Annotated in this window: 19 protein-coding genes; 11 read left to right on the top strand and 8 right to left on the bottom strand. The window is 41.3% G+C overall.

Annotation, left to right across the window (positions count from 1 at the left end):
- Positions 1 to 538 precede the first annotated feature (538 nt).
- A complete protein-coding gene (locus ACK4HU_RS05055; protein ID WP_409803894.1) occupies positions 539 to 1909 on the bottom strand; it encodes a Gfo/Idh/MocA family protein in 1371 nt (456 codons plus the stop codon).
- A gap of 144 nt (positions 1910 to 2053) precedes the next feature.
- On the opposite strand from ACK4HU_RS05055, the gene ACK4HU_RS05050 reads away from it, so the two are divergent.
- The 4 genes from ACK4HU_RS05050 to ACK4HU_RS05035 all read left to right on the top strand — a co-directional run bounded on the left by ACK4HU_RS05050 (position 2054) and on the right by ACK4HU_RS05035 (position 6770).
- Complete coding sequence (locus tag ACK4HU_RS05050; RefSeq protein WP_409803892.1) at positions 2054 to 2926, top strand: geranylgeranylglycerol-phosphate geranylgeranyltransferase; 873 nt, start codon at positions 2054 to 2056, stop codon at positions 2924 to 2926.
- Positions 2927 to 3145: 219 nt separating this feature from the next.
- Positions 3146 to 4228: a glutamate 5-kinase gene (gene proB, locus ACK4HU_RS05045; RefSeq protein WP_409803890.1), complete on the top strand. Its 1083-nt coding sequence runs from the start codon at positions 3146 to 3148 to the stop codon at positions 4226 to 4228.
- Positions 4221 to 5459 carry a glutamate-5-semialdehyde dehydrogenase gene (locus ACK4HU_RS05040; protein ID WP_409803888.1) on the top strand — a complete coding sequence of 413 codons (1239 nt, stop codon included), beginning with the start codon at positions 4221 to 4223 and terminating at the stop codon, positions 5457 to 5459. Before proB ends, ACK4HU_RS05040 begins: the two co-directional genes overlap by 8 nt.
- Before the next feature lie 114 nt (positions 5460 to 5573).
- Complete coding sequence (locus ACK4HU_RS05035; protein ID WP_409803887.1) at positions 5574 to 6770, top strand: ATP-binding protein; 1197 nt, start codon at positions 5574 to 5576, stop codon at positions 6768 to 6770.
- A 162-nt stretch (positions 6771 to 6932) separates the two neighbouring features.
- On the opposite strand, the gene omp85 is transcribed toward ACK4HU_RS05035, so the two are convergent.
- The 3 genes from omp85 to ACK4HU_RS05020 form a co-directional block, all read right to left on the bottom strand.
- Positions 6933 to 8387, bottom strand: coding sequence for an Omp85 family outer membrane protein (omp85, locus tag ACK4HU_RS05030; RefSeq protein WP_409803885.1), 1455 nt, complete (start codon positions 8385 to 8387; stop codon positions 6933 to 6935).
- A 211-nt stretch (positions 8388 to 8598) separates the two neighbouring features.
- On the bottom strand, positions 8599 to 9990 hold the full coding sequence (locus tag ACK4HU_RS05025) for an ATP-binding protein (RefSeq protein ID WP_409803883.1): 1392 nt from the start codon (positions 9988 to 9990) through the stop codon (positions 8599 to 8601).
- Complete coding sequence (locus ACK4HU_RS05020; protein WP_409803881.1) at positions 9990 to 10670, bottom strand: response regulator transcription factor; 681 nt, start codon at positions 10668 to 10670, stop codon at positions 9990 to 9992. Before ACK4HU_RS05020 ends, ACK4HU_RS05025 begins: the two co-directional genes overlap by 1 nt.
- Before the next feature lie 356 nt (positions 10671 to 11026).
- Here ACK4HU_RS05020 and ACK4HU_RS05015 point away from each other — a divergent pair, with 356 nt between their 5' ends.
- Complete coding sequence (locus ACK4HU_RS05015; protein WP_409803879.1) at positions 11027 to 11449, top strand: rhodanese-like domain-containing protein; 423 nt, start codon at positions 11027 to 11029, stop codon at positions 11447 to 11449.
- 51 nt (positions 11450 to 11500) lie between these two features.
- On the opposite strand, the gene ACK4HU_RS05010 is transcribed toward ACK4HU_RS05015, so the two are convergent.
- Positions 11501 to 12532, bottom strand: a complete 1032-nt coding sequence (locus tag ACK4HU_RS05010; RefSeq protein WP_409803877.1) for an LLM class flavin-dependent oxidoreductase — start codon at positions 12530 to 12532, stop codon at positions 11501 to 11503.
- Positions 12533 to 12682: 150 nt separating this feature from the next.
- On the opposite strand from ACK4HU_RS05010, the gene ACK4HU_RS05005 reads away from it, so the two are divergent.
- Positions 12683 to 12907, top strand: coding sequence for a DUF3820 family protein (locus tag ACK4HU_RS05005; protein ID WP_409803875.1), 225 nt, complete (start codon positions 12683 to 12685; stop codon positions 12905 to 12907).
- 30 nt (positions 12908 to 12937) lie between these two features.
- On the opposite strand, the gene ACK4HU_RS05000 is transcribed toward ACK4HU_RS05005, so the two are convergent.
- Positions 12938 to 14044, bottom strand: coding sequence for a Gfo/Idh/MocA family protein (locus ACK4HU_RS05000; protein ID WP_409803873.1), 1107 nt, complete (start codon positions 14042 to 14044; stop codon positions 12938 to 12940).
- A gap of 95 nt (positions 14045 to 14139) precedes the next feature.
- Complete coding sequence (locus ACK4HU_RS04995; RefSeq protein ID WP_409803871.1) at positions 14140 to 14646, bottom strand: metallophosphoesterase family protein; 507 nt, start codon at positions 14644 to 14646, stop codon at positions 14140 to 14142.
- Between the two features lie 69 nt (positions 14647 to 14715).
- On the opposite strand from ACK4HU_RS04995, the gene ACK4HU_RS04990 reads away from it, so the two are divergent.
- The 3 genes from ACK4HU_RS04990 (at position 14716) to ACK4HU_RS04980 (ending at position 17544) form a co-directional block, all read left to right on the top strand.
- Positions 14716 to 15111 (top strand): rhodanese-like domain-containing protein, encoded by a 396-nt coding sequence (locus tag ACK4HU_RS04990; RefSeq protein WP_409803869.1) that lies wholly within the window; start codon positions 14716 to 14718, stop codon positions 15109 to 15111.
- Complete coding sequence (locus ACK4HU_RS04985) at positions 15108 to 16478, top strand: NAD-dependent succinate-semialdehyde dehydrogenase (RefSeq protein WP_409803867.1); 1371 nt, start codon at positions 15108 to 15110, stop codon at positions 16476 to 16478. Before ACK4HU_RS04990 ends, ACK4HU_RS04985 begins: the two co-directional genes overlap by 4 nt.
- A gap of 85 nt (positions 16479 to 16563) precedes the next feature.
- Positions 16564 to 17544, top strand: a complete 981-nt coding sequence (locus ACK4HU_RS04980; RefSeq protein WP_409803865.1) for a pyruvate dehydrogenase complex E1 component subunit beta — start codon at positions 16564 to 16566, stop codon at positions 17542 to 17544.
- Positions 17545 to 17795: 251 nt separating this feature from the next.
- Here the strand turns inward: ACK4HU_RS04980 and ACK4HU_RS04975 are convergent, their stop codons facing one another.
- Complete coding sequence (locus tag ACK4HU_RS04975; RefSeq protein WP_409803863.1) at positions 17796 to 20315, bottom strand: TonB-dependent receptor domain-containing protein; 2520 nt, start codon at positions 20313 to 20315, stop codon at positions 17796 to 17798.
- Between the two features lie 257 nt (positions 20316 to 20572).
- Between ACK4HU_RS04975 and ACK4HU_RS04970 the strand changes: the two genes are divergently transcribed.
- A complete protein-coding gene (locus tag ACK4HU_RS04970) occupies positions 20573 to 21658 on the top strand; it encodes a sensor histidine kinase (RefSeq protein ID WP_409803861.1) in 1086 nt (361 codons plus the stop codon).
- Complete coding sequence (locus ACK4HU_RS04965) at positions 21655 to 22398, top strand: LytR/AlgR family response regulator transcription factor (protein ID WP_409803859.1); 744 nt, start codon at positions 21655 to 21657, stop codon at positions 22396 to 22398. The genes ACK4HU_RS04970 and ACK4HU_RS04965 overlap by 4 nt, the downstream gene beginning before the upstream one ends.
- Positions 22399 to 22536: the final 138 nt, after the last annotated feature.

The following is a 22536-nucleotide window of genomic DNA, read 5'->3' as shown; positions in this document are numbered from 1 at the left end:
TTGCGGTTCATTTAAAAACCCTCTACCCCTAAAAACCAAATCCTCCTCGAACTCCGTGGTAAAAAATCTTTGCACTCCTTCGTGTCCTTCGTGGTTAATTCCAAAAAGCTTTAGCTTCTCTCTGTGTCCTTGAAAAAGGTCTGAAATCTCTCACACAATTGCGGTTCATTTAAAACCCTCTACCCCTAAAACCCAAATCCTCCGCAAACTCCGTGGTAAAAACCTTTGCGTACTTAGTGACTAAAAAATCTCCCAGCAAGCTCTAAAAGATTGCTTCGTCGCATGAAACTCCCAATAAAAGTCAACAATCCAGTACTGCTCCTCGCAATGACGTAGCACAAAAAGCTTCAGCTTTTCTCTATGCTCTCGAAAAGGTAAATCTTGGGAGCCACCTCTGGAGATCTAAGAGAATAAATCTCCTAAACCTCCATTTCTCAGCTTTCTCTGTAGTAAAAAACTTTGTAAAAAATCCCGCAAAGCTCAATTGCTCTAGGGGATTTCCATTTTTCAGACTTCTGATTTTATACTTCTCCCTTACCTAGGCACCTCTTCCACTCACCTTCAACGGAATATCCGTCAAATCCTGGATTTTGATCGGCTTACCTTGCTCAATCGATTTTCGTGCAGCAATTCCAACCAAACAGGACATCGCCCCATCTCGGCTCCCTGCTGACTGTCTCCAAGGATCAGGAGCATTGGTATCGAGGAAAAGCTTATCCTTCAATCGGGTATCGCCGCCTCCATGGCCGCCTCCACCCTGAGGAACGGTGATGATACTTCGCTCACCGAAATTTTTCACCAAAACGAGTTCGTCCTCATTTTTTTCATCCCAAGGTTGGCTTTCCTTGATCCAAGTTTCCAGTCTGCCTTTGGTTCCATTGAAAGCAATTCGATAGCCTTCATAAGGGGAATAAGTGGTCAGAGAATAACTCACTTGAACCTTGTTTTTATACTTGATCTGCACGGCCATCTTATCGTAGATATCGATTTCTTCGCGGAATACGCAGCCGTCCCGGTGGTAGCCGTCAAATTTTTCATTGTCTACATATAGCTTGGTCAAGTGCTCACTTTTGGTGATATCCCAATGAAAATCACACTTGGAAGCGTGAGGACAACCCCGACAAGTAGTGGATCGGAAGGGACCGTTTTTCCCATAAAATTCCAAAGCACCAAAAGCATGAACTTCTTCAGGATCCGAATCCAACCACCAGTTGAGCAAATCAAAGTGGTGAGTTGATTTGTGAACAAGAAGAGTACCTCCGAATTCCTTTCTTCCATGCCATCTGCGGAAATAATCAGCGCCATGGGATGTATCCAAATACCAGTGAAAATCAACCGAGGTAATGGTGCCGATTTCTCCCGAGCGAAGCAATTCGTAGATTTTCTGACGATGAGGAGAATAGCGGTAATTGAAGGTGACGATGAGTTTTTTGCCAGATTTTCTTTCTGCATCAAGTATAGCCTGCATTTTCACTTCATCGGTGGTCATCGGCTTTTCCGAAATCACATTCATGCCGGCCATGAGTCCTTTGACGATAAATTCGTGGTGAGTACTGTCCATGGTGGTCACGATGAGCACATCAGGCTTGGTCTTGGTCAGCATTTCATCGGTGCTCAAAAAGAGGGGACAATTCAAGCCCATATAGGTTTGACCGTATTTGAGTCGACCTTCATTTTTATCCGAAAGCCCAACAAATTCTACCTGATCCTTGTAGGCACGTATCACATCTCTACCCCACATCGCCAAACCCCTCACACCTGTTCCGACCATGGCTAATTTCATCTTTTCTCCAGGTCGATTAAAAATAGAAAGGGCCTCGGCAACAGGATGAATCAGAATTGATCCTGCCAATAATCCTCCTGTTTTGGCTATAAAATCTCTTCTGGATTGATTTTCTGTTTTGTTCATGGTTGTTGGGGTTGATTCAATTTTACAAAAAGAAAGTTAGAGAAAACTTAAAAAATGCACTGTGAAAATTACGGAATCGATTTTTATTCAAGATAAGGGTTAATTAAACTTCGAAAGGAAATCGAATTACTCTAATTTTAAACCATGAACAGCAAAAGCATGGAGCGAAGTATCTCGTTGAGCGGACTATTCCGTATCAGCAGGCCTATCAATCTCCTCATGGTGGCTTTTGCCCAGTTCATGACAGCTTATTTTTTGGTTGAGACGACTCGGACAGGACTGCCTGTTCTCCAGGATTTCAGATTATATCTTTTAGTGCTTTCCACAGTGATGATTACCGCTGCCGGATATATGATCAATGACTATTACGATGTCAAAATTGATTATGTCAATCGCCCAAATGAGGTGGTGGTGGGCAAAGGAATTAAGCGGCGAATGGTGATTTTTCTTCACACCATTCTAAATTTCACAGCGATTGGTTTAGGCTATATTGTCTCCCAAAGAATTGCCTTGGTCAACTTCTTCGCTGCATTTCTATTATGGCTTTACAGCAATAGGCTTAAAAGAGGGCCCTTCATCGGAAATTTAACAGTAGCTTTTCTGACAGCATTGGCTATCTATTTGGTGGGTTATTATTATCAGAAATCAGAACTTTTGGTACTCACTTATGCAATCTTTGCCTTTTTCCTGAATTTGATCCGAGAGATTATCAAAGACATCGAAGACCGCCCCGGAGACCGAAAGCATGGCTGTCGCACACTACCTATTGTAATAGGATTTCGCAAAACCAAACAGGTTATTTTCATCATTGCCATTTGCTTTGTCTTTGCGATTATGATTGTAACCTTCGAAATCAATAATCCAATTTTATTCATCTATTTCGGGATTTTGGGGATCTTTTTCATGTGGTTTATGTGGAAAATCTACTATGCTGATCGCAAGGACCATTTCACCGAACTCAGTACCATTGCAAAGATTTTAATGATGGTGGGGACTATAAGTATGGGATTTTTGTAAGTACGATTTACGAAGTACGATTTACGAGGCCAACATCTTCGATATTCGATATTCAGCATTCGACATTCATTATTCTATTTTGGGAAAATATCGAACATCGAACATCGAATAATGAAGAAGGGTCCAATTGAGATTGAACTTCCGTCTTCGGTCTCCCAACTTCTCTCAAATTAGCAATTCACTAACATCTTCCTTAATTTAATGCAAATTTTCTAACAAATGCTGGAAAGTAAGGTATTAGTCATAAAGATCGGATCGAATGTCCTCACGCAAGCTAATGGACTTCCGGACCTCGAACGGATGGAGCATTTGGTGGAACAGATCCAAAAGCTGATTTCCTTAGGGAAAAAAGTCGTGCTCGTCAGTTCGGGTGCTGTAGCTTTTGGGAGACAATCTATCTCACTTCCGGAGAAACTTAATCCTGTTTTCAAAAAGCAGATTTGGGCCTCCACAGGTCAGATTCGACTTATCAATCAATACCAGCAGTTTTTCGGAAACCTAAATCAGCACATTGCTCAAATTCTGGTGACAAAGGAGGATTTCCGAGACAGGAAGCATTTTCTGAATATGAAAAACTGCATCGAGGCGCTGCTTCAGCAGGGGATTTTGCCCATCATCAATGAAAATGATACGGTGACTATCACCGAACTCATGTTCACGGACAACGACGAATTGGCCAGTCTCACTGCGGCCATGATTAATGCGGATACGCTGATGCTGTTGACAAATGTGGATGGAATTTTCACCGGGAATCCCTCGGAACCTGGTTCGCAGTTGGTGGAAAAAGTGGCCTTATCCATGCCTGAAGTCTCCAATTATATTTCAGCGACCAAGTCATCTTTCGGTCGAGGCGGGATGCTGACAAAGTACACCATGGCCAAAAAGTCCGCTGATTTGGGGATTCAGGTCATCATTGCCAATGGAAAACGAGACGGTGTTTTGGATGAATTCATAGCTAAGACCTTGCGCTGCACTTGGTTTGAACCGCAGAAAGTCAAGAACGCACCAAAGAAATGGCTTGCTCACGGAGCTCAATATTATAAAGGCGAAATCACGATAAGTGAAGGGGCCAAGAACTCCCTCACTTCTTCGGTAATCCGAAGTCTATTGCCAATTGGCATCACAAAGATCGAAGGAGAGTTTGCCAAAGGCGATATTCTACTAATTCGGGACGAAACAGGCCATAAAATGGGTCTTGGAAGAGCTGAATATGCGTCAAAAAATGCTCTGGAAAAACTGGGACAAAAGAACCAAAAGCCATTAATTCATTACGATTACCTCTATCTTTTCGATCATGAATGAGTTTTCGACCCTTTTTGAGCAAGTCCAAAAGAGCAGCCGACGACTGACCGGAATCAGCGACAGTTTGGTCAATCTAGTTTTGGAAGACCTTGCTGCACTTACTGAGCGGGAGATTTTGTTCCTTTTGGAAGAAAACAAAAAAGATCTGGAACGGATGGATCTTTCTAATCCGATGTACGACAGGCTTTTACTTTCTGAATCCAGAATCAAAGGAATTGCCTCCGAAATTAGACAGGTAAAATCACTTCCAAGTCCCCTTCACCATATTTTGGAAGAAAAAAACTTGGAGAATGGACTACTTCTCACCAAAACAACCGTACCGCTCGGAGTAATTGGAATCATATACGAAGCCCGACCCAACGTGACTTTTGATGTATTTACTCTTGCAATCAAATCGGGAAATGGCTTGGTGCTCAAAGGTGGTTCGGATGCGGATTTTTCGAATCGTGCCATTCTTCACTTGATTCATCAGGTATTGTCCAAGCATGGTTTGCCCACTTTAGCCTTCCAGCTACTTCCACCAGATCGGACAGCAACCAAAGCACTGTTGGAAGCAGTCGGCTATGTCGATGTGATTATTCCTCGAGGGTCACAGGGTTTGATCAACTTTGTACGGGAAAACGCCAAAGTTCCGGTAATCGAAACTGGAGCGGGAATCGTCCATACTTTTGTCGACGAATCGGCGGATTTAAACAAAGCCAGAAAAATCATCCACAATGCCAAAACCAGGCGTCCTAGCGTTTGTAATTCGCTGGATTGCCTGATTATCCATGAGGAACTTTTAGACGAATTGGGGGAATTGGTCCATCCTCTGATGCTGGATAATGTCAAAATCTATGCTGACGAAAAAGCCTTTGCACACCTTCAGCGTCACGAACTGATTCAAAAAGCAGACGAAAGCCATTTTGGAACAGAGTTTCTCAGTTTAAAAATGTCCATCAAAACAGTGAAGAATCTGGATGAGGCGCTGGATCATATTGCTAAATATTCTTCCAAACATTCCGAAGCCATCATCTCTGAAACTCCTGGAAACATTGATCGCTTTCTATTGGAAGTCGATGCAGCGGCTGTTTACGCCAATGCCTCCACGGCTTTCACCGATGGAAATCAGTTTGGCCTTGGTGCAGAAATCGGCATCAGCACCCAAAAACTTCATGCCCGCGGCCCGATGGCACTCCGAGAACTCACCAGCTATAAATGGGTGGTGAGGGGAAATGGACAGATTCGGTAGGTCAGCCTTAGTCCTTAATTTAAATTTTCGAAAAAATTGTTTTTCCTAGACAGATTTTTGTTTTGAACTCAAAACATTATTTATGTATTTTTGTATTAAACTCAAAACAAAATTGTGGAAGAATTGATCTCATATCAAAACAACTTGTTGAGCCTAGTCGATAATTCTTGGCATAGATACCTCTATCCACATTTGAAGACTGATGAAAAATTGCTCGGAATCAAGGGCTTGAGAGGTGTAGGAAAAACCACCTTGCTTTTACAACATATCCAATCGCCGTTCCTACAGTCGACAAAAAGCTTGTATGTCACTGCGGATCATCCTTATTTCTATAAAAGCAGCCTCTTTGATTTGGCGACACTTTTCTATGCTTACTCCGGTGAATTATTGGTTATCGACGAAGTCCACAAATATTCCAATTGGTCAAGGGAGCTGAAGTTGATTTATGATGGCTTTCCTAATCTTAAGGTAATTTTCACTAGTTCATCAGCCTTAGATTTATTTCGGGGAGAATCAGATTTGAGCAGAAGACTCATCACTCAAAATCTTGAAGGCTTGTCTTTTCGGGAGTATTTGTCGCTCATGGAAGGTGTGACATTTGCAAAAGTGGAATTGAAAGAAATTCTGGAAAACCATTCGGATATCACCCGAGAAATAACATCAAAAATTCATCCGCTAACCTATTTTCAAAAGTATTTGGAATATGGATATTTTCCTGCAATTCAGAAGACACAACCTTCTGAAATGAAGATGAAACTATTCCAAACCATCAATACTGTCTTGGAGTCAGACCTTGCTTTTTCTAAAGATTATTCACCCGCCAACATCCTGAAAATCAAAAAACTATTGGGTGTTATCGCTGTGACAGTCCCTTTTGAACCTAATATTTCAGCAATTGCAACAAAACTTGGTTTAGGGAGAAATACAGTCTATTCTTTCTTGGCACACCTTCAGGATGCAAAAATTATTCGACTTCTTAATAAGCCTAATCGCGGAATCAACTACTTGCAAAAGCCGGATAAAATCTATTTTGACAATTCAAATTTTGCCTTCGCATTGCAAGAAAACCCAAATAGAGGTACGATAAGAGAAACCTTCTTTGCAAATCAACTGGAAAATAGTGGCCATAAACTTGCGCTAAGTGATTCAGGAGATTTTCTGGTGGATGAAAAGTGGACGTTTGAAATTGGCGGAAAAGCTAAACAAACGGAACAAATAAAATCCATTGAAAATAGCTATTTAGCATCGGACGACATCGAGTCAGGCTTTGCTAGCAGAATCCCACTTTGGCTGTTTGGTTTTTTGTATTGAACCATGTGGATAAACTGAAATATACCATTAACCAAATTTCATTAATGAAACATCTGTCTTAATTGTTAAGGTGCAAGCCCTTAACCCAAACATCAGCCAGTGCATGGCTGGAAATGATTTGGTCCGAAAGAATCAGATGGCTTGCACCTGAATGTTCCCTTTTTAGAATATATGTCCAAATCCAAAGAAGAATTGTCCTCCTTCTCTACTTTGAGCATAATCTAACCTCAATATTGTTGATTGATTCCAGGCAATACGTCCTCCAATGCCTGGTGCACCCCTCCATTCTTTGAAATTCATATCTCCTGGTCTATCCCATACGCTTCCAAAATCATAAAAGGGAGTCGCTCCAAGCGAAAAGTGTTGATTGAGAAATCTAAAATCAACCAATCTTGCACGCATTTCCAAATTAACCAAGGCAACAGTCGGTGCCAAAAATCGTGCTTCTCTGAATCCACGAATGGAACGTCCACCGCCTAATACCAGAATTCCACCTGCTTCGGCTTGGCTGGACAAATCCCACATTTCAATAAAGTTGATATTTGGCCCAAATATATGCCCCATTGCCACCAAACCCGCAAAAGTCAACCGTCCTTTGTTATCTCTCCATCTTTTCAAGGTATGAATAAATTGACCTTGAATCATGAATTTATTGAAGTTGAATTTTGAACCTAGCCATGGGGCGGAATATTCGTGAGAATATTGAAGAAAGACCCCGTTGGAAGGATCCGGTTCAAAATCTCGCGTATCATAAATGATGGCTCCGGCAAGCATGCTTGTAAATTGATAATCTTCAGAAAATCCACTTAAATTAAATCTATCCCAAACTCCAGCTGCCTTTTGTATATCTATCAAGGTTGGATTACTAATTGCATCCACTGCCTCTCCATTTATGGTAAAGGCTTCTTCTGCTCTTTTACCATTATAGGATGAGAAAGAGGTTAATAATGCCTCGTATCCAAACATTAACCGTAGTTTGCCACCCATTAGTACTCTTTCTCCCAATACGTTGTACAACTGCTCCCTTTGGTGAATATGGTTAAAGTGAAAGTCTGTATAATAATTTCCATCATTACCCAACTCAGCCAGACCAAGATTTTCTTCATAGTCGGCAACCTTATTGAAATTTCGTGTTATACCACTTCTTTTATCCTTGAATCGCAGAGGATTTAAAGATGAACGGCCAATTCCCCAGTACTGCGCATTAGGGTCTTCCCAATGTACCATATCCACCCTCAACCGCCATTTTGAATTGAAAATGTAGGGAGCGTCATAGTTTAGTGAATAGCGTATTCTACCATTTTGGAAAATAAAAAATTCGGCATTTACTCGATGACGATAGGCAGTATAATCAAAGAATGGGTCTTCTTTTGTTTTGTTCAAAAACAGGTTTACGTTGCCACCAACCCCAAATCCACGGATAGGGTCAAATTCAAAACGTGGTAAACCTGTCACGAAAGTTCCTTCTTTCTTTTCCTCCAACTCAAAATCAGGAATTTTTTTTGATTCGTGGATGAAGAAAGGAAGTTCATTTCTTACCTGTGTCGTGTCATTGGTTTGAGCGTAAGCATTTAGGCTTAAGACTCCTCCCAGTAGAATTGTTATTAACTTTTTCATTGAATTCTGATTTTTTTCGAAGGCCATACATGACTGCCGACAGGCAGGTGGATTTTAATCATACCTCTGCTTGTCACTCTGGCCCATGCCTTTATTCCTCAGGAAGGCTCGATTTTATGGTACCATAACTTTTGGCGCAAAAATACCTTGGTTAAGATCCGGCAGCCGTTAGAGACCTTTTAGAAAAAAATTAGAATTTTATTAGAGAGACTTAGAGGTGGGGTAACTCTACTGTGAAGGTTGTCCTCTGAGAAGAGATGACAGAAATGCTGCCTTGGTGAAGCAGGATAATCTTTTTGGTCAATGAAAGCCCAATACCATTGCCATCTGCAAAAGTTTTGTTTTCGCCCCGATAAAATGGATTGAAAATGTTTTTCAGATCTTGCTGTGTAATGCCAATGCCATTATCAGAAAATTTCAAGATAAGTCTTTTGTTTTCAAATGAAACGGATACGGTACTTTGACGGTCTTTTGAAAATTTACAGCCGTTTTCAAATAAATTCACAAAAGCCGTTTTTAAAAGATATTCGTTTCCATTCACCGAAATTTCATTGTCTTCCCCGTGCTTTTCGGGATCTAAGCCGTCACTATAGCTATCGGAATCAAATTGAATAGCAATTTTGTAATCAGGATTTGCCTGTTGCACCTGATGCCTTGCATCCAAAAGCACTTCATCCACTCGTAATGGCTTAAATGAAATTTCGGATGGATCGTAACTGGCTTTGGCCAGGTCAAGCAAGCTATTGGAAAGGCGGACTAATTTTTTTGCATCATTCAGCGCATTGTGAATTGCGGATTTATATTCTTCTATGTTGCGATTTTTATCGATGGATAATTCCAATTCAGCGATAATCGCCGAAAGTGGTGTCCGCAATTCATGAGAGATGTTCGAAACAAAATGCTTTTGAGCCTCAAAAGAATTTTCCAAGCGGCTCAGCATTTCATTGAATGTATTTGCCAACTCCGAAAGTTCATCCTTACTGCCGTTGCTATTCAGCCGTAAGTCTAAATTGGTCGCAGAAATCTTCTTAGCTTTTCCCGTCATTTCCCTTACTGGGTCAAATGCTTTTTTAGAAAAAAATCGACCTGCGATGTAGATGAATAAAATGGAAATGATAAAAACAACGATACTGTTTTTAAGTAAGTTGTTCAATTTATTGTAACCATATTGGTCAAAAGAGGTGGCTGTGATTAGGTAGTTTTTTCCTTCAAAATCATAGCGTAATCCGATCACCTGCCAATTTTCCTGGTAAAATTTCAATTCTCCCTTTTGATAAATTTCGCTTATCATTTCAGGTGTTTCCTTCACAAAATCAATATCCACCGCATCGTGGTAAAGCAAATTGAAAGCGCTGTCGTAAATAGCAACTTCCACTTCGTTCAAAATTTCCCGATTATTTCTATAAATGTCCTGTAAGGTTTGGGTTTCAACCTTTGCATTAAAAAATAAATTGGCTTTAGTGATTGCTTCCTTTTTTAAAGAAGAGTAAAATTCTTTTTCTCGATTTTCCCTTGCCGAAAAGTATATAACTGATGCATACCCCAACAAAATAGCGGCTGTAATAAGTGTAAATAATATCGTTAAGCTTGTCCTTACTTTCATTATTCCGATTTCAAAATGAAGCCCATTCCTGATTTGGTGTGAATGAGTTTGGTATCAAAATCCTTTTCAATTTTCTTTCTCAAATAATTGATATAAACATCAATGAAATTAGTTCCAGTATCGAAATGTGTGTCCCATACATTTTCAGCGATTTCCAGCCTAGATAAAACCCGCTCAGGATTATTGAGAAGATAGCCCAACAAGTTAAACTCCTTAGGCGTCAAGTTGATTTCAATGTTGTTTCGCTTAACTATCTTAGTATGCAAATTCATTTCAAGATCAGCATACTTCAACACCGTAACCGTGTTGTTGGTCGTTTTATTATTTCTTTTCAGCAAGGCTCGGACACGAACTAACAGTTCTCGCATTTCAAAAGGTTTGACAAGATAATCATCAGCACCTGCGTCAAAGCCCTCCACCTTGTCATCAGTCGTACCAAGAGCTGTCAGCATAATAATTGGGATATCGGGTTTGTTTTGCCTTATTTCTTTGCACAAATCCAGTCCATCCAATTTCGGTAAAATTACATCTGTGATAATCAAATCATACTCATTCTGCAAAGCCAATTTTTTTCCTGAATGTCCGTCATACGCCAAAGTCGGAACAAAACCCTGTTCTGTCAAGCCTCTTTGAATGAGCTCAGCTACCCTTAAATCGTCTTCTATTAGTAATATTTTCATAATCTTTGGATTAAGCCTGTCCTGCCTCCTGCAAGCTCGATTACATCTGAGGTGACCAATCTCACAATTTTTATCCTTTAATTCCTCCTAAATTTGTGTAAAATCAGCAAATATGAAATTGCGCTTGCCTGAGGCAGACAGACATGACCCTGTTGGTGTAACACAGAAGAATGCCACCCCGATAGTCATCGGGGCTATCTGGGCTGTCATGCGAGATTCCACCTGCCTGCCGGCAGGCAGGTGTGGCCATCAAAAAAAAATTATAAACACATGAAATGCCCATGAGAATAGCTCTCACAAAGGGAAATGATTATTCGGGGCATTCCATATGGCCGCTGAAAAAAAATTATAATCATATGAAACAATTCCTTCTCCTACTTTCTGCCAGTATCCTGGCATTTTCATCCTGTGATCCCAAGAAAGAAAACACGCAGATAGCTCCTTCCTCAGAAGTGACCACAGTCAGCGTAATCAATCTCAGTCCAAGTGAATTTCAGGAGAAAAGTACCAATGGAATCATCATCGATGTCCGAACTTCAGAAGAAATAGCTGAAGGCAAGATCGCAGGATCATTGGAACTAGACTATTTCCTATCAAGCTTTCAGTCCAAAGTGGATGAATTATCAAAAGACGAGGAGATTTACATTTATTGTGCTGTTGGAGCGAGAAGTAAAGAGGCGGCAGAAATACTGATTCAACAAGGATTCACCAAAGTGTATCATCTCAGCGGAGGAATTCAAGCTTGGGCACAAAAAGGATTGCCGATTGTCCAAGAATAATGGAGCAATCGGCAATAGATTAATCAACATTTCAAATTAAGAAATCGGACTTCAAATTCCTTTTTTCACGAGTGGAGAAACTTCTTTCCCGATCAACTCAATGGATTCGCTGAGTTGCTCGTGGCTCAAACCTGCATTATCCATCTGGAAAGTAAAGCGATCAATTCCGCCTAAGGATTCGCTATGGCGGAGTATCTTTTCTGCAACCTCTTCAGGTTCACCAACTAAGTAAGCTCCTCGTCGGGAGTTTTGTGCTTCAAAATGCCCTCTTGTCACCGCCGGCCACCCCCGTTCTTTTCCGATTCGAGTGAAGGTTTCAGCATAGCCTGGATAGTAAGTTTCCACTGCTTCGTCATGCGATTTGCCTACAAAACCGAGCGAATGCAGACCAACTTTCAGTTTGTCCTTCGGGTGACTGGCTTTCTCACCTGCTTCTCGATAGAGGTCGATCAGAGGACGAAAACGATGAGTTTCCCCGCCAATCACTGCCACCATCAATGGAAGTCCAAGCGAACCAGCTCTGACGAACGAACCGGGAGTTCCCCCAACTCCAAGCCAGATTGGAAGCTGCTTTTGGACGGGTCTAGGATAAATCGGCTGATTGTTCAAAGCTGGTCTGAATTTTCCTGACCAGTTGACAATCTCATTTTCGTTGATCTGAAGAAGTAGACCCAGTTTTTCGGCAAAGAGCTTATCATAATCTTCCAGTCTGAGCCCGAAGAGTGGAAAAGCTTCCGTAAATGAACCTCTTCCAACAACTAGCTCCGCTCGGCCTTTGGAAACCAAATCCAGTGTGGCAAATTCCTGAAAGATCCGAACTGGATCAGCAGCACTCAGCACTGTGACGGCGCTCGTGAGTTTAATCCTGCTAGTCTGAGCGGCAGCCGCGGCCAAAATGATCGCATTGGCCGAATCCAAAAACTCTTTGCGATGATGCTCTCCAATACCGAAGACATCCAAACCTACGGCATCAGCAAGCTTGATTCTGGCTAATAAAGCAGTGATTGCTTCCTGTGCAGTTCCTTTGATCGTTCCGTTTCCATCTGTGGGAAACGCCGCAAAACTGTCAATTCCAATTTCCATGGAGTAATTCCTTTTTTTTAATTGAAATGTAAACTGAAAGTCATTCCAAAAAATTCAGATTTTGTTTGTCTTCAAACAAAGCTGAGGTTTTGGCTTTGATCGTGATAAGTAAATTTTATTCAATCCCAAAAATCACCCTATTTTTACCGTATGGACAAAGAAATCCTGATAGATATTGTGACCAAAACTATGCCTTTTGGCAAATACAAAGGAAGGTTGCTTTGTGATATTCCGGAATATTATTTGGTTTGGATGCATGGAAAAGGCTTTCCCGAAGGAAAACTCGGCATGTGGCTGAGTACGCTTTATGAAATTCGCCTGAATGGTTTGGAGGGGATTTTGGCGGAATTAAAAAAGAGATATGGGAAGGTTTAAATTGTGGTTTTTCTCAACATCAGTGATTTTTCACTTTTTGGATAAATAGATCGTTTTCCCACTCTCTGCACTTTCTTTTGCAGCCTGCAAGATTTCCATGACCACCATGTTATTCTCCAAACTACTCAGATCAAATGGCTCCAATTTTACTTTGCCCCTTACTACTGACATCAACAGCGTAAAGGGATCATCGAAGGGAGATTCGCGCGGGTCTAAGTCAAAATTTTCCTCCGAAAACCCATCGTAGCCTTCCGCTATTCTGAGTCTAAGTTCGCGGCCATTATCGGCAATCACAGCTCCGGTCAGTCCATAGATTTCCATATCCTTTCTACCAATGGGCCAATTCCAGGATGCCTCAATGATTGTTTGAGAATTCGGATAGGTGACTATAATCGTGGCTTCGTCATCTACCTTGGGATTGTCTGCTGGATTGAGTTGCTGAATCACTGCGGTGACGGAAATCGGTCTCACACCTTTCATAAGCCAGGTGCTGAGATTCGCACCATAGCAACCAAAATCCATCAAAGCTCCTCCTCCATTGAGTTCTGGATCTGTCAGCCATTCCAAAAACTCAGGACCAACTCCGATTTTCTTTGGGCCACGGTGTCCATCCCGCACCACAATTTTACGGGTTTCTCCGATTTGACCGGAGTGAAGGATTTCATATGCCTTTTCATTACTTGGATACCAAGTCGTCTCGTAATTGGTCAAGAGGTGAATGTGATGCTTTTCTGCCAATGCTTTCATTTCCAAAGCATGTTCCAAGCTTACGGCCAAGGGCTTTTCCACCATCACATGTATTCCTTTTGGCGCACATTGCTGTACGATTTCAAGGTGGGCAAAAGTAGAACCGAACCCCGTGACAGCTTCAGGCTTGGTCTTTTCCAACATTTCCTCCAAGGTATCAAACACCAATTCCATGGAAAACCCGTATTGCTTGGAGTACTTTTCAGCTAGCTCCCGATTGGGTTCGGAGATACCCACGATTTCCAGATCGGGTCGTTTATTTGCATTCAAAACCCACGGAACATGCCCATGATTCAGTCCGGCAACTCCTATTTTTAGGGGTTTATCTTGGGCTTTTGCAATTGAGAAAGTTGAAAAGCCAACGAGCAAGGTCAGGAAGAGCTGTTTCATAATTTTGAATTTACCTTAAATTGTTGAGTAAGCTTTCGACTTTCTTATCTAAAGTGGAACCATTAAAAAGAATTGACCAATCGATTTTTTAGGATTTAAATCCCACCTCTTTTTCCCAACTCCACTACTCTCAAGTTTTGAATTTTTCCGTTTTCTAAATCAAAAAGCAACAAAGTACGCATGATATGAAAACCATGTCTCCCCATTGCACCCGGGTTCATGTAAAGGCAATTTAAAGCTGGATCAAACTCGACTTTACAGATATGGGAATGCCCGCAAATGAATAATTGAGCGCCGAAATCCTTAATTTTTTGCTTAACACCTTTAGCATATTGGGGCGGCTTACCTCCAATATGTGTCATGAGGACTTTTACTCCTGCGAGTTCAAACTCTTGCCACTCGGGATATTCCTCCTGAATTGACTGATCATCGATATTTCCAAAAACACCCCGGACGGGTTTACCTTTTGGCAATGCCTCCATCACCTCCAAGCTACCAATATCTCCCGCATGCCAGATTTCGTCTACATCCTGCAAGTAACTCAGGGTTGTGTGATCAATGTAACTGTGGGAATCAGAAATCAGAGCGATCTTTATATGCATTTTGAAACGAAAGTGGGTTAATTTTCTGTTCAATATGGCGGACCTTCTTCACTAATTCAACAAATACCTATGCAAACCAAATTAGTATTTCTATTCGCCTTCCTGATGATCGGATTTAGCTCCTATGCGCAAACCGTTGAAAAGGACTCAATTCAGGTGATCTCTATTGCGGAATTCCAAAAAATGTCTTCCAAGAAAAAGAATAAAGTGATTGATGTACGAACTCCTGAAGAAGTGGCCGAAGGTCATTTGGCTGGCTCTTTCAACATTAATTTTCTTGGAGAAAACTTCACTCAGGAAATCGAAGCACTTAACAAAAATAAAACCTACCTCCTCTACTGTCGCTCAGGTGCTCGAACTCGAAGAGCTGCAGATCAAATGCAAAAAGCAGGCTTCAAGAAAATTTACATGCTGGAAGGCGGAATCACCGCTTGGAATGAAGCGGGAAAACCAGTGGAAAAATGAATGAAATTCAGTCGTTAAATCCTTGGACAGGGAAAGTTCTCAAAGAATTCTCCACACTTTCCCCAAAAGAAATTGAAGTTAAAACAGCAGAATCAGCCAAGACATTTCAAGCCTGGAAAAACGTCCCAATTGCAGAACGATCTGAGTTGATGAAAAAAGCAGGTGAAATCCTGCGCCAAAACAAAGAGGAATACGCTCGACTGATCACCCTAGAAATGGGAAAAATCATTCGGGAATCACGAGCTGAAATCGAAAAATGCGCTTGGGCTTGCGACTTTTACGCAGAAAATGCAGAGGAATTCCTAGCTCCAGAAAAAATCAGTCTTCCCGATGGTAAAAAAGCTAAAATCATCCACCAACCTCTAGGTGCTATTCTAGCAGTAATGCCATGGAATTTTCCCTTTTGGCAAGTTTTTCGGTTTGCTGCACCGACGCTCATGGCCGGAAATGTGGGAATCCTCAAGCACGCCTCGAATGTTCCGCAATGCGCTTTGGCAATCGAGTCAATCTTTCGGAAAGCAGGCTTTCCCGAAGGTGTCTTTCAAAGCTTTTTGATTGATACAGACGCTACCTTGGCTCTCCTTGAGGATGATCGCATCAAAGCAGTCTCGCTCACAGGAAGTGAAAAAGCAGGTGCCGCAGTTGCTTCTGCAGCAGGAAAAAACATTAAAAAGGCCCTGCTTGAACTTGGTGGAAGTGATCCTTTTATCGTGCTGGCTGATGCTGATATTGCAAAAGCCGCAGAAACAGCCGTCAAGGCTCGAATGGTTAATTTTGGACAAAGCTGCATTGCAGGCAAGCGATTTATTATTGAAGAGTCAGTTTATGATGTTTTTTTGGAGAAATTCAAAGAAAATTTAAGTCAGCTCAAATTTGGAGATCCGATGAAAGAGGATTCCGATTATGCTTGCATGGCAAGACCTGATTTGGCTGAGGAACTCTACGAGCAAGCTCAAAAATCAGTAAAAAAAGGAGCTGGAATTCTGGTTGGCGGTCAAAAACCAAAGGAAGGAAGTGCTGAGTTTACGCCAACGATTTTAACTGATATTCCGAAGAATTCTCCCGCCTTTTCCGAAGAACTCTTTGGTCCGGTGGCTACGATTTTCAAGGTGAAAAATGCCGCTGAAGCAATTGAAGTGGCCAATGCCACTGAATTTGGTCTTGGCGCTTCGATTTGGACATCAGATCTAACCAGAGGTGAAGCACTCACTGCAGAAATTGAAAGTGGAGCGGTTTTTCTCAATGCTATAGTTGCTTCCCAACCTGCGCTTCCTTTTGGAGGAATCAAGAAATCCGGATTTGGACGGGAACTTGGGAGAATGGGTATTTTAGAATTCGTGAATTCCAAGACCGTCTATCTGGGCTAAACGCCTTACGGGATAAAGCTAGGGTCAACCTTTGCTTTTGCCCGATTCCTTTCTATTTTTACGAGCCAAAATTTTGTCATTACAAATGAGAGAAATACAATTTCGGGAAGCTTTGAGAGAGGCGATGTCCGAGGAGATGAGACGTGATAAGAACGTATTTTTGATGGGTGAAGAAGTCGCTGAGTACAACGGCGCTTACAAGGTTTCGCAAGGAATGCTGGATGAATTCGGCCCCAATAGAGTTTACGATACACCGATTTCAGAATTGGGATTCGCTGGTTTAGGCGTAGGAGCTGCGATGAGCGGTCTTCGTCCAATCATTGAATTCATGACATTCAACTTTTCTCTGGTTGCGATCGATCAGATCATCAATTCAGCAGCTAAAATGTACGCGATGTCAGGTGGAGCATATTCTGTTCCGATTGTATTCAGAGGCCCGACTGGAAACGCCGGCCAACTAGGTGCAACACACTCTTCCAACTTCGAAAATTGGTTTGCCAACACGCCTGGACTTAAAGTGGTCGTTCCATCCAATCCATACGATGCTAAGGGTCTTTTGAAGGCTTCAATTCGTGACCCGGATCCCATTATTTTCATGGAATCTGAAGTGATGTATTCTGACAAAGGCGATGTTCCTGAATCCGAATATTTGCTCCCGATCGGTGTTGCAGATGTGAGACGTAAAGGGAAAGATGTCACCCTCATTTCATTTGGAAAAATGATGAAAGTGGCATACGAAGCCGCCGAAGAAATGGCAAAACAAGGTGTGGAGTGTGAAGTAATCGACTTGAGAACCGTTCGTCCAATTGATTATGCGACTTGTATCGAGTCAGTGAAAAAGACGAATCGCGTAGTAATCGTAGAAGAGGCTAATCCTCTTGCGGCAATTTCCTCTGAGTTAACTTATCATTTCCAGCGCTATGCATTTGATTATTTGGATGCTCCCGTAATCCGTGTAAACTCGATGGATATTCCTTTAAGTTATGCCCCAAGCTACATTGAGGCTACCCTTCCAAATGTGAAGCGCACAATCGAGGCAATAAAACAAGTAACTTATAAATCTTGAAATACCCTTTAAAATAAAAAGCCCGACTCAATTGATGAGTCGGTTTTTTTGTACCCCTTAGTTCTATCTTATGTGAATTAGACCCTGCAAAATTAGATTAGTTTAAAGCCCTCCAAAAAAAAGCCCGGACTTATGAAATCCGGGTTTTATGTTACCCAATCTATCTAATTAATTTTTTGATGGTTGAATATTTCATCAACAACTGTAATAATTAAAAAACCCTGATTTTTAGATCAGGGTTCCATTTTCTGTTATCTGTTTCTTATCGGAGCAGCTCCGCCTTGTTCCTGTCCGCCATCTCCTCCTCCACCATCTTTCAAGTCGTCATTGTTAATGGACTTTCTTCTTTTTGGTCGGGCATCCATCGTAAGCTTACCTATTCTGTAGCTGAAGTTCACTTTGAAGTTCATATTTCTGGTAGCATTCAAGCTGTTTTGAACGATTGTAGGAGTAACGATTTCGTTCCTGATGACAAATTCCTTTGCAAGGAAGTTTTCGACACCGAAACCAACACTACCGCGTTTCTCAGCAAACTGCTTGTTCATACTCAGACCATACACTGCAAATCCACCGGAAGTTCCCTGAAGTTGTACCTGTCTTCCTCTTGCGAAGGAGAACAATTGAACTTGCCAGTTTTTAGGGAGTGTGTAGTTACCGAAAATACGGCCACTGATGACAAAACCTTCGTTACTTGCTGCAAACTGTGGATCAGTTAGACCGTTGTCCAACATCGCGTAGTACATATCAAAACCACCATTTAAAGAAAATTTATTATTGATATTGACATTCGCGAAAATGTTTGCTCCAACTGTTTTCTCTTGCCCGATGTTGTCGAAAGTCGTAGAGATAATTCCGCCGTCAAGCACATTCCTGAGTGCTTGAATAGAACCTGTTGTATTTCTGTAGAATGTAGTAAAGTTCAGATTAGTCCCTTTAATAAAGGTGCTATAGCCCAACTCGTAGTTATCTGTGAACTCAGGATCAAGCTCAGGATTACCCTGAGAAATCTGAAGTGGGTTTGAAGCTTCGATGTTTGGATTCAAGAATCTTAAAGAAGGTCTTTGAATTCTTCTGTTGTAGGCTGCCTTGATCATATTGCCATTTTTCAATCTTCTTGAAGCATTAAGACTTGGTACCCAAGTTCCGTAAGAAGGAATTTCAGCTTCAAATTCAGTTCTGAAATCGGCATTGATGGTCGTGTACTCATATCTAAGACCTGGCTTCAAGGTGTAATTTTTCAAGAAAGCAAGCGTATAAGACACATAACCCGCAGTTACATTTTGATCATAACTGAAGTCGTTGTTTCGAACTGGATTCGGATCAATAATAAATTCTCCAGTTGGACCGTCTGCCTCAAAGTAGGCAAAGTCTGAATAGGCTTTTCTCAGGATATTTTTAGCACCGTATTCAAGAATTTGAGTTCCTTTTTCATCCATTGGAGTTACATAATCCAGTTGGACTGTAAATTCCTCGTTTCGGCTGGGATTATCATTTTTCAATCTTGAGTCGATCGTACTGAAATCATCCGTGAAAAGGGTATTAATGAACGAGTTTTCTCTGTTATTTCTGCTGTAAAGAGTCAATAAGCTCAATTCTCTTCCCTTTTTCTCAAAAGATCTGGTGTAGTTCAAACTTACATCCACAGAATTACTCAGGTCTTTGGTGTCTGTACTTCTGAGTCTATTGCTCATCAGGAGGTTATTTCTAAAATTCTCCGTCAAGAAATTGGTTTGCTCATTATTTGAGTTTCTTAGACCGAAATTGACTGCACCAGTGATAAAGTTGTACTCATTGATATCATAGTCAACTCCGAAATTATATCTTCCGAAAATGTCTCTTCGCTCAGTATCTGCAGATTGAAGAACTCTTGATATGGTATTATCAGGATTGGTGATGAGTTGTTCGTTTTCAAATCTTCCAAGCAAGTTGTAACCTGCTCTTCCGAATCCACCAAGGCTGAACCCCAGTTTCCCTTTTCTAGCACTTCCCTGAAGACCGAGATTGGAACCTCTCAATCCAAAACCTGAATTGATGTTCATCGTCATGCCTTGAAGGTTGTTCTTCTTGGTCACGATGTTAATTACTCCTGAAGTACCCTCGGCATCAAATCTTGCAGATGGTGAGGTGATCACTTCTACGGCTTTAATCTGGTCAGCAGGTATTTGCCTTAAGGCATCTGCGATAGAAGAAGCTGCGATTGCGGAAGGTCTGTTGTCAATTAATACTAAAATGTTGCTACTTCCCCTCATGGATACGTTTCCGTCCAAGTCCACAGAGAGCATAGGCACTCTTCTCAATACGTCTGTAGCATCCCCACCAGCCGTAGTCTTATCATTTTCAGCTTTATAAATCGTACGATCAACTCGCTCTTCGATCAAATCACGCTGGCCTTGAACTGTAACTTCTTCCAAAGCCACTCCTTCGTCAGTCATTCCGATTTCACCAAGATTGATGTCTGTATCAGGCGAGTTGATATTGATAGTTCGCTTCACGGTTTCATATCCAATAAAGCTTAATTGAAGTTCATAAGTACCGACAGAAAATCCGGTAATGAAAAACTCACCTTTTCCATCTGCCACAGCTCCGGAAGTACTAAGGTCTGCACCTGCTTTATATAGTGCAGCGGTAGCATATCCTACTGGCTCGCCAGTTTTCAGGTCTTTGGCCACACCGATGATCCGTGCAGGTCCTTTGTTTTCTCCGGTTTGCTGAGCAAAAGTAACAGTGCCTCCGAAAAATGTGATTGCGAGAATTAGATTAAGTATTTTCATAGTGTTGTTTTCCAATGTGGACTTCTGCAATTGATACACCAAAGTTGAGGGCAATGTTTTGGCTTAAAAAATGTAATAGACCAGCAGGAGCTCTTCATCGACAAAGAGGACTAAATCCAAGACGAACTTGAACAGATTGCATATCCGTGGCTTTATCCTTACAATAGTACTTTCCATGGGTCAAATTCACGTTTTGGTAGATTGTATTTGAGACATCGAAGTAATTTGATTTAGTTTGGATACTGAAAATCAACCAAATGCTATCAATTACCCCTAAAAAAAGACTTTCTGTCATCGTACATATTCTCGGCTGGCTGATGCTTTGTATCGTCCTGTTGTTGTTATCCCCCCTTTCCTGGAGGATGGGAGAAATGGAAATTCCCATTCAGTTTTGGTGGAAACAGGTATTCCTTGTGGTGCTGTTAATTTCGGTTTTCTACACAAATGAATCTGTCGTAGTTCCTAAAGTTTTACTCCGCGGAAAAAATTACCTCTTCATTTTGATTATCATTTTGGGTGGAATATTTTTTTATGGTTTAATTATATACTTTGAACAGTTTATTCACTATTCCGAAAAAATGCACGAGGTCTTTAATCCAGGAAGACCTTTTGATCCAACTAGAAAAAGGTGGCTACCTGGCGATGTTTTTCAAATGTCCCTGTTTTTAGTGTCTATTGGATTGAGTACTTCCCTTGCTTTAGTTCAAAAGTGGCAAAAAGATGAAACCCTTCGCCGGGAATTGGATCGTCAGCGAATCAATACCGAGCTATCATATCTGAAGGCTCAAATCAACCCACACTTCTTTTTCAATACTCTTAATAATATCTATGCGCTAACCAATCTAGATGTGAAAAAAGCTCAGGAAGCCCTCTTGAAACTTTCACGAATGATGCGCTATGTTTTGTATGAAAATCAAAAAAACGAAACACTCCTGAGTAAAGAGGTCAAATTCATTGAGGATTACATTGAATTGATGAAGATGCGATTAACAGAAAAAGTAAAGCTCACTATCGAAATAGATAACCCTAAAGAAGATTTGGTCATTGCTCCGATGTTACTCCTGCCATTTTTGGAAAATTGTTTTAAGCATGGAATAAGTTCACAGCAGGAAAGTGAAATCAAAATCAAACTGGAAGTGATGGGTGATACGGTATTCTTTGAAACCAGAAATCACATTTTCCCGGTTAATCCTGACAGCCCCGAAGCACATGAAAATGGCATTGGGCTGAGCAATACTCAACGAAGACTGAGTCTGATCTATCCGGATAAACACCGCCTAAAATTTGGCAAAGACGAAACCAAACAGGAATATTGGGTTAACCTGACCATCAATCTATCATGATCCTGAAATGTGTCGCAATTGATGACGAACCTTTAGCTCTTGAATTACTAAGCAAATTCATCAGCCAAACTGCTTTCCTGCAACTTGAAGGAAAATTTTCCAACGCAATTGAAGCCTTGGGATTCATCAATCAAAACGAGGTCCAGCTTATTTTTATGGACATTCAGATGCCCGATCTATCTGGAATGGAGCTTGCCCGAATCCTCGATGGGAAAAAAAATGCTGACAAAACCCGAATCATCTTTTGCACCGCTTACAATCAATTTGCGATTGAAGGTTACAAAGTGGAAGCCTTGGATTACTTGCTGAAACCATACAGCTACGAAGATTTTTTGGCGGCGGCGACCAAAGCTTACCAATATTTTGACCGGATATTTAATTCGCCTGCGGCAAAAAGCCTAGAACCCATAGCTCAGCAAGACTTCATTTTTCTGAAAGTAGAATACCAATTGGTCAAAGTAATGCTGAAAGACATCACGCATATAGAGGCATACAAAGACTATGTGAAAGTCCACTTGAGATCGAAGCCTAACCCCCTCCTTTCCCTCACAAGTATGAAAAACATGGAGGAGTTACTTCCTTCAGAAAAATTCATGCGTGTGCATCGCTCGTTTATCGTGGCTTTGGATCACATTGATTCAGTTTCCAAAAACGTCATCCAAACAGGAAGTCACCAAATCGCTGTCGGCGAAAATTACAAGGAACAGTTTTTAGAGTTTTTAAGCAAGTGGATGAGTTGAGGCAGTGGGCAGTAGGCAATAATCAGTTGGCAGTTTTTAGTTTTGTAAAAAGTAAGTAGTTAGTAGTAAGAGGTAAAGCCGACAAACAACTTACTACTCACTTTTCACTACTTACCAAAACACTGATCACTCCAAACT

It is taken from the genome of Algoriphagus sp., assembly GCF_046296635.1.
Classification (GTDB): Bacteria; Bacteroidota; Bacteroidia; order Cytophagales; family Cyclobacteriaceae; genus Algoriphagus.
This window is presented reverse-complemented; position numbering and strand designations above follow the sequence as displayed.